This window comes from Acutalibacter sp., from assembly GCF_056800975.1.
In genome coordinates, this window is sequence record NZ_JBQISV010000101.1 from 1 (window position 1) to 7,158 (window position 7,158).

The following is a 7,158-nucleotide window of genomic DNA, read 5'->3' on the forward strand; positions in this document are numbered from 1 at the left end:
GGAGATTGTGCCCTTCTCGTTTGATACGGAGGGGGAGTTGAGCAACCGTGCGGTCTGTCATGTGAGCTGGACCAATGAGGAGACCCACCAGGTTATACGGGAGAATATTCACCGTTCACCCCTGTACGCAGGACTGATTGAGGGGGTTGGCCCCCGCTATTGTCCCAGTATTGAGGACAAGGTAATGCGCTTTCCTGATAAGCAGCGGCACCAGTTGTTTCTTGAGCCCTGTGGTCTTGAGACAGAGGAGCTCTATCTTCAGGGAATGAGCTCATCTCTGCCTGAGGAGGTGCAGGAGGCCTTTTATCATACTATACCGGGTTTGGAAAAGGTCAGGCTGATGCGCAGCGCCTATGCCATTGAGTATGACTGCTGCGACCCTTTGCAGTTGGAGGCAAGTCTGGAATTTCGGGACTGGCCGGGGCTGTATGGGGCAGGGCAGTTTAATGGAAGCTCAGGCTATGAGGAGGCGGCTGCTCAAGGGTTGATCGCGGGGGTGAATGCGGCCCGGAAGCTTCAGGGTCACACTCCCTTGATATTGGACCGGTCGACTTCGTATATTGGCACTTTGATCGATGATTTGATCACCAAGGGAGTCACTGATCCCTATCGTATGATGACCTCCCGTTCGGAGTATCGTTTGGTTTTGCGCCAGGATAATGCGGATGAGCGGCTGACCCCAATCGGGCGGGAGCTTGGTTTGATTTCTGACCGTCGTTGGGAGAAATTTAAGGAGAAGCAGAGGCAGAAAGAGCAGGAGCTGAAACGGGTGACAGAGACAGTGTTCCCTCCTAGCGATGAGCTGAACAGGGTGCTTGTTTCACGTGGAACAACCGAAGTGACCACGGGGGTGCGGCTGAGCGAGCTGCTGAAGCGGCCTCAGCTCACCTATCAGGACCTGACTGAGCTGGACAGGGGAAGGCCCGCTCTGCCGGGAGCAGTGCTGGAAGGTGTGGAGATTCAGTTAAAGTATGAGGGCTATATTCGCCGGCAGCTGGCAGACATTGAGGAGATGCGGCGGGTGGAGTGTAAGGCTCTGCCCAGTAATATAGACTATCAGCAAATTCGGGGGCTGCGGTTGGAGGCAGCGGAGAAGCTGGAAAAGGTTCGCCCGGCCAATCTTGGCCAGGCCGGACGGGTGTCCGGGGTGAGCCCGGCAGATATCTCGGTGCTGATGATCTGGCTGTCGGCACAGGAGCAGCGAGGAGGAGAATCATGACAGATATTCGGCGGAGCCTTACCGCCATGGCAAAGCAATTTGGCGTTAAGCTGACAGCGGAGCAGGCGGGACAGTTTCAGCAGTATATGGAGCTGCTGGTGGAATGGAATGAAAAGCTGAACCTGACGGCCATTACAGAGCCGGAGGAGATTGTAGAGAAGCACTTTGTGGACAGCCTTACAGTGCTTTCCGCCTGCCCCCTGAAGGAGGGGGCCAAGGTGTTGGATGTGGGAACCGGCGCGGGTTTCCCGGGAGTACCGCTGAAAATTGTGCGACCAGACTTGCAGGTGACCTTGTTGGATGGGGCAAACAAGCGCCTGCGCTTTTTGGGTGCGGTCTGCTCAGCCTTGGGCCTGTCATGCGACCGCGCGCATAAGAGGGCAGAGGAGGCTGGCCTTGATAAGAAACTGCGGGAGAGCTTTGACCTGGTGACAGCCAGAGCTGTAGCGGCATTGAACATTCTCAGTGAATACTGTCTGCCCCTGGTAAAGATGAAGGGGTATTTTGTGGCAATGAAGGGCCCGGGGGCCAGTCTTGAGCTGGAACAGGCCGGAAATGCCCTGAAGCTGCTGGGAGGGGATCAGATTAAGGTGGCGGCAGTTCAGCTGCCTGAGGCAGGGGAGAGAAATCTGGTGGTGGTGCGCAAGCTGCGCTTTACCCCCAGAAGCTACCCACGTCATGGGGGCACCATTGCCAAACACCCATTATAAGGAGGAAGCGTTATGAATTTGTTGATGCGCAAGGCAGAGGTTTCAGACATTGAAGGGTTGGACCTGGTCATGCAGGTGATCAGCGACGGACCTGGTCAGCCGGAGAAGATGGCGGAGCTGATCACCCATATTGCCAAAGATGAGCAAAAATATCTGCTGGTGGCAGAGAACAGGGACAGTGGAGAGATTGTAGGCAGCTTGTATGGACTGGCCTTTGAGGACATCTGCGGGGACGGTTCGCCCATTCTCCTGGTGGAGAATGTGGCTGTGCTGGAGAAATGTCAAGGCGCAGGTGTGGGGCGCAGGATGTTTGAGGAGATTGAGAGGTGGGGGAGAGAGCAGGGCTGTCATTATGAAATGCTGGTCTCGGGGCTGAACCGGAAGGGAGCTCACAAGTTTTACAGTGCCTTGGGTTTTGACGAGGTTAAGGGATTCAAGAAGTATTTGAAGTGATAGAGAGAAGTGAATTATAAAGTGTAAGGTAATTTGCTATTTGGCCTCAAATTCTGATTTCTTTTGTTGTGATGGCAGAACTTGGGTAAGACTTTTGTTTTCTACGCTTTTATTTTCATCGGAAGTAAAGCCTGACTTTAAGAGTACCGAGTTGTTTCTGAGTTCGCTTTTGGCAGACCTGTATCTACCTTCCACCCAGTTCAATAAAAAAATTGCGGGCCGACAGATTCTTACAAATCACGCATACTCCATGTAGTATAATAAGCCTGCAAGGGAGGTAAGGCAGATGTTTCTGAAGGACAAGCTTAAACTCACCCGGCTGCCCACCTCGAAGATTCTGCCCAACCCCTCACAACCCAGAAAAATCTTTCAGGAGGACGAGCTCCGGGGACTGGCGCAGAGTATTCAGGAAAACGGTCTTCTGCAGCCTGTAACAGTGCGCCGGGAAAATGGCCAGTACTATTTAGTGGCAGGAGAACGGCGGCTGAGAGCCTGCAAAATGGCAGGCATGAAGGATATCCCTGTGATTATCTCAGACTGCGAGCCTGAGGACAGCGCTGTGCTGGCGCTTCTGGAAAACGTTCAGCGGCGGGACCTGCAAATGTTTGAACAGGCCAACGCCATCCTCAACCTGCTGCGGGAGTGGCAGATTACCCAGGAGGAGGCAGCCCGGCGGCTGGGCATGAGCCAGTCTGCTTTGGCCAACAAGGTCCGCCTGCTGAAGCTGAGCCCGGACGAGCAGTCAGAGATTGTTCAGCACAGACTGACCGAACGCCATGCCCGCGCTCTGCTGCGTGTGGACGATATTGAAAGCAGGCAGCGGATTCTCCGGACGGTAATCCAGAAGGGGCTCAATGTGGCGCAGACAGAACAGCTGGTAGGGGAGTCGCTGGAAAAAAAGCAGCCGGTTAAACGAGGCCGGCGGACCTTTGTAGCAAAAGATATCCGGCTCTTTATCAACACCATCGATCACGCGGTGGACGCCATGAAAACCGCCGGCATTGAGGCCCAGGCGGAGCGCAAGGAGACGGAGGAATACATTGAATGCGTGGTGCGCATTCCTAAATTATCACGAGTACAAGTTTAACCCATTCCCTTATTCATTTCCCACAGAAGGCGGCTGGAGCGCAAGCTCCGGCCGCTAACTTTTTGTTTCACGTGGAACAAAAAAGTAAGGCAGAAGGTGATTTAGGGCTGGTAATACCCCGCGGTTTATGGTATAATGAGTCAGAGAAAAAGGAATCGGAGAGAGGACCAATGGGAAAGATAATCGCGATCGCTAACCAAAAGGGCGGCGTGGGGAAGACCACTACCGCTGTAAATCTGGCCGCCTCCCTGGGCAGCATGGGAAAAAGGGTGCTGCTGGCTGACGCAGACCCCCAGGGCAACTCAACCAGCGGCGTGGGAGTGGACCGCCGGAACTGCCCGGTTACCATGTATCAGGTGGTGATAGGCGGGGCCAAGGCAGGAGAGGCCATTTTCAAGACCCAATTCAAAAACCTGGACCTGCTGCCTGCCAGTATTGATATGGCCGCAGCAGAGATTGAGCTGGTGGAGGTGGAGCGCAGGGAGGAGCGGCTGAAGGAGCCCCTCTCTACGGTGCGGGGGCAGTATGACTACATTTTTATCGACTGCCCGCCCTCCTTGGGGCTCATCACCACCAATGCCCTGAATGCTGCGGACACCATCCTCATTCCTATCCAGTGCGAGTATTATGCTTTGGAAGGGCTGTCTCAGCTGATGAATACGGTGCGGCGGGTCAAGCGTCAGTATAACAGTATGCTGGATTTGGAGGGGGTTTTGCTGACCATGTATGACGGGCGGCTGAATCTGACTCAGCAGGTGGTGGAGGAGGTCAAGAAGTATTTTCCCCGCAAGGTGTTCAAGACTGTGATCCCCCGGGCCGTGCGGCTGTCAGAGGCGCCGGGCTTTGGCCAGCCGGTGCTGTATTATGACAAGTTTTCCAAGGGCGCAAAGGCCTATCAGGAGCTGGCGGAGGAAGTTTTAAAAACGAAGGGATAAGGTGGCATGAGTGTAAAGAAAAGAGGACTGGGCAAGGGGCTTGACGCCATATTCGCAGAAAATGTGGCGGACGGGGCTGAGGGCACAGTCACCATACGAATTGAGGAGATTGAGCCCAACCGGGAGCAGCCCCGGAAGGAGTTTGACAGCGGGGCCCTGGCAGAGTTGGCGGAGTCCATTGCCCAGCATGGGGTGCTGCAGCCCCTGCTGCTGAGGCCCATGGTCAGCGGGGGCTATCGCATTGTGGCAGGTGAACGCCGGTGGCGGGCCTCCCGCATGGCAGGACTGTCAGAGGTGCCTGCTGTGGTGCGGGAGATGTCTGACGACGAGGAAATGCTGTTTGCCCTGATTGAAAACCTGCAGCGGGAGGACCTGACTCCCTTGGAGGAGGCCCGGGGCTTTCAGCGGCTCATCGACACCCAGGGGCTCACCCAGGAGGAGGCTGCCAGGGCTGTGGGCAAGTCCCGGCCAGCAGTAGCCAATGCCCTGCGTTTGTTGAACCTGCCTGAGGACATTCAGCAGATGGTGGAGAAGGGGGAGATTTCAGCCGGACACGCCCGGACGCTGTTAAGCTTTGGCGATGAGGAAGAAATGCGCTTGGCAGCGGAAAAGGCAAAGGCAGGAGCCTCGGTGCGGGAGCTGGAGGCCATGGCAAAAAAGCCCCCTCAGGGAGAGAAAAAGGCAGCGGCCCGATCTACCCAGCCCAGCCAGTTTTACGCTGAGGCCCAGTTAGCGGTAGGGGACTATCTGGGTCGAAAGGTAAAGGTGGCGGGCACCAAGAAAAAGGGCGTGCTGCAAATTGAGTTCTATGGCGAGGAGGATTTACAGAACCTTCTCAGCGATTTGAAACTACAGGATAAGGAGAATTGACATGCTGGATATCAAGCTGGTAAGGACCAACCCGGAGCTGGTCAAGGAGAATATCAAGAAGAAATTTCAGGACCAAAAGCTTGCCCTGGTAGATGAGGTTCTGGAGCTGGACCAGGCCTTTCGGGCCAGCAAGGCCAGGGGAGATGAGCTGCGGCAGCAGCGGAACACAGTCAGCAAGGAAATTGGCAGGCTGATGAAGGAGGGGAAGAAGGACGAGGCTGAGGAGACCAAAAAGCAGGTAGCCGCCATTGCCGGTGAGCTGGAAGCCATGGAGAAAAAAGAGGCGGAGATGACCGAGGAGATCAAAAGGCGCATGATGGTCATTCCCAATATTATTGACGATTCTGTCCCCATTGGCCATGACGACAGCGAGAATGTGGAGCTGGAGCGCTTTGGTGAGCCAGTGGCGCCGGATTTTGAGGTCCCCTACCACACAGACATTATGGAGCGCCTGAGTGGCATTGACCTGGACAGCGCCCGGCGCACCAGCGGCAACGGCTTCTATTATCTTATGGGGGATATTGCCCGGCTGCACGAGGCCATTCTGGCCTTTGCCCGGGACTTTATGATTGACAAGGGCTTTACCTACTGTATTCCGCCCTTTATGATCCGCAGCGACGTAGTCACCGGCGTGATGAGCTTTGCGGAGATGGAGAACATGATGTACAAGATTGAGGGAGAGGACCTGTACCTTATCGGCACCAGCGAGCACAGCATGATCGGAAAATTCGCCGGAAATCTGATGACTGAGGACCAGCTGCCTCAGACCCTCACCAGCTATTCCCCCTGCTTCCGCAAGGAGGTGGGAGCCCACGGCATTGAGGAGCGGGGGGTGTACCGCATCCACCAGTTTGAAAAGCAGGAGATGATTGTGGTCTGCAAGCCCGAGGAGAGCATGGAGTGGTATCATAAAATGTGGCAGTACTCGGTGGAGTTCTTCCGGGCGCTGGACATTCCCGTGCGGACGCTGGAATGCTGCTCTGGCGACCTGGCCGACCTGAAGGTGAAGTCGGTGGATGTAGAGGCCTGGTCTCCCCGGCAGAAGAAGTATTTTGAGGTAGGCAGCTGCTCAAACATGGGAGACGCTCAGGCCCGGCGGCTGGGCATCCGGGTGAAGAACACAGAGGGCAACTACTTCCCCCACACTCTGAACAACACGGTAGTGGCTCCGCCCAGAATGCTCATCGCATTTTTGGAGAATAATCTGCAGGCGGATGGTACTGTGAAGATTCCCCAGGCCCTGCGCATGTATATGGGGGGGAAGGCCGTGATTGGGACTCCCAAAGGGGAGTGAGATGAAAAAGCCGGTGGTAATGGCTTTGACAGCGCAGTTGCTATTGCTGTTTGCCCTGTCCGGAGTGACCTGGCTGGTGGGCTCCCTGGACCTTACCTTGCCATAACTGTGCTGATTCTGCTGGCCGTCCATGTGGTAGTTGGCTCCTGTTGCCGCTGTCTTGATTTTGTGCGGGTATCTGGTGTTTTTCTCCCTTGAGACAGCGTTTCTGCTTTTTGCTGGGGCCGACCTTCTCCTGGGAGTGCTGGGCATAACCGGCGCGGCTCTGGTCCAACGGATACGGAAGAGATAAGAATAAGTAAAAAAGCCATCCGGGGAGAGGTCCCGGATGGCTTTTTATCATTTTTCATCCCCAGGCTTGAAATCCTCTGGCGGGCGGTGCTGGGGAAGGGAGAGGTACCAGTTCACCCCAAACCGGTCTGTCACAGAGGCTGCGCAAGGGCTCCAAGGCAGTTCGCGAATCTCCATTTTCACATGACCGCCCTCCTTCAGCAGAGCAAAAGCCTGCCGAAGGGCCTCCTCGGTGTGAAAGGTGCGGCCCAGCTCAATGGGGTTGCCCACAGGCTTGGGACTGTCCTGGGGGGCCTCCA

At 55.6% G+C, this 7,158-nt stretch carries 8 protein-coding genes; 7 read left to right on the plus strand and 1 reads right to left on the minus strand.

The features are described from left to right. From mnmG to serS, 7 genes are all read left to right on the plus strand, one after another. Window positions 1-1,219, plus strand: a 1,219-nt coding sequence (mnmG, locus tag ACTO5E_RS09390; RefSeq protein ID WP_482303185.1) for a tRNA uridine-5-carboxymethylaminomethyl(34) synthesis enzyme MnmG, incomplete at its 5' end; no start/stop codon positions are given. Continuing rightward, complete coding sequence (gene rsmG, locus ACTO5E_RS09395; RefSeq protein ID WP_482303186.1) at window positions 1,216-1,929, plus strand: 16S rRNA (guanine(527)-N(7))-methyltransferase RsmG; 714 nt, start codon at window positions 1,216-1,218, stop codon at window positions 1,927-1,929. The genes mnmG and rsmG, both read left to right, overlap by 4 nt. A gap of 12 nt (window positions 1,930-1,941) precedes the next feature. Continuing rightward, window positions 1,942-2,382 carry a GNAT family N-acetyltransferase gene (locus ACTO5E_RS09400; protein ID WP_482303187.1) on the plus strand — a complete coding sequence of 147 codons (441 nt, stop codon included), beginning with the start codon at window positions 1,942-1,944 and terminating at the stop codon, window positions 2,380-2,382. 286 nt (window positions 2,383-2,668) lie between these two features. Next, on the plus strand, window positions 2,669-3,469 hold the full coding sequence (locus tag ACTO5E_RS09405; protein ID WP_482303188.1) for a ParB/RepB/Spo0J family partition protein: 801 nt from the start codon (window positions 2,669-2,671) through the stop codon (window positions 3,467-3,469). Window positions 3,470-3,639: 170 nt separating this feature from the next. Then, window positions 3,640-4,404 (plus strand): ParA family protein, encoded by a 765-nt coding sequence (locus tag ACTO5E_RS09410; RefSeq protein WP_482303189.1) that lies wholly within the window; start codon window positions 3,640-3,642, stop codon window positions 4,402-4,404. Window positions 4,405-4,410: 6 nt separating this feature from the next. Then, window positions 4,411-5,274 carry a ParB/RepB/Spo0J family partition protein gene (locus ACTO5E_RS09415; RefSeq protein ID WP_482303191.1) on the plus strand — a complete coding sequence of 288 codons (864 nt, stop codon included), beginning with the start codon at window positions 4,411-4,413 and terminating at the stop codon, window positions 5,272-5,274. A 1-nt stretch (window position 5,275) separates the two neighbouring features. Beyond that, window positions 5,276-6,568, plus strand: a complete 1,293-nt coding sequence (serS, locus tag ACTO5E_RS09420; RefSeq protein WP_482303192.1) for a serine--tRNA ligase — start codon at window positions 5,276-5,278, stop codon at window positions 6,566-6,568. Window positions 6,569-6,907: 339 nt separating this feature from the next. On the opposite strand, the gene ACTO5E_RS09425 is transcribed toward serS, so the two are convergent. Further along, window positions 6,908-7,158: VOC family protein (locus tag ACTO5E_RS09425; protein ID WP_482303193.1), on the minus strand; the 251-nt coding region annotated here is incomplete at its 5' end.

What these genes read in the sequence shown, in the direction of transcription:
- serS (WP_482303192.1), top strand. Translation starts at nt 5,276, where the DNA reads ATGCTGGATATCAAGCTGGTAAGGACCAACCCGGAGCTGGTCAAGGAG.
- ACTO5E_RS09410 (WP_482303189.1), top strand. Translation starts at nt 3,640, where the DNA reads ATGGGAAAGATAATCGCGATCGCTAACCAAAAGGGCGGCGTGGGGAAG.
- ACTO5E_RS09405 (WP_482303188.1), top strand. Translation starts at nt 2,669, where the DNA reads ATGTTTCTGAAGGACAAGCTTAAACTCACCCGGCTGCCCACCTCGAAG.
- ACTO5E_RS09400 (WP_482303187.1), top strand. Translation starts at nt 1,942, where the DNA reads ATGAATTTGTTGATGCGCAAGGCAGAGGTTTCAGACATTGAAGGGTTG.
- rsmG (WP_482303186.1), top strand. Translation starts at nt 1,216, where the DNA reads ATGACAGATATTCGGCGGAGCCTTACCGCCATGGCAAAGCAATTTGGC.
- ACTO5E_RS09415 (WP_482303191.1), top strand. Translation starts at nt 4,411, where the DNA reads ATGAGTGTAAAGAAAAGAGGACTGGGCAAGGGGCTTGACGCCATATTC.